General features: G+C 43.7%; 1 protein-coding gene. It reads right to left on the bottom strand.

Going from position 1 to position 316, the window contains the following annotated elements:
* Window positions 1–316, bottom strand: a 316-nt coding sequence (locus M595_RS28765) for a PIN domain-containing protein (protein ID WP_023070069.1), incomplete at both ends; no start/stop codon positions are given.

The following is a 316-nucleotide window of genomic DNA, read 5'->3' as shown; positions in this document are numbered from 1 at the left end:
TAAGCAAGCGATCATCTGTCGTTAACAAGATATCCGCCTTCCCCCGTTCGGCACTAGCAATATGAAAAGAGTCATAAAGTCCAAATCCTAAATCTTCTAACTCCTGCGATCGCTTGTCAACATCCTCATCAAGGGTAACAAAAACTGAAGCCGTTTGTAGAATGTCCCTAATATTTTCCAACTTCTCAAGATTCGTCATTTTTTCAAGTTCTGCGGCGATCGCTTCACTCATAATAAGCTGCCAGCCTAGAGAGGGAATTCGACCGATAATATTGAGGACTGCTTCTCCCTCCAAGCGAATACAGATCGGAAGAGC

This window comes from Lyngbya aestuarii BL J (assembly GCF_000478195.2).
GTDB classification, from domain to species: Bacteria; Cyanobacteriota; Cyanobacteriia; order Cyanobacteriales; family Microcoleaceae; genus Capilliphycus; species Capilliphycus aestuarii.
Note: the sequence above shows the minus strand (reverse complement) of the source record. Positions and strands in the feature narration are given on the sequence as shown.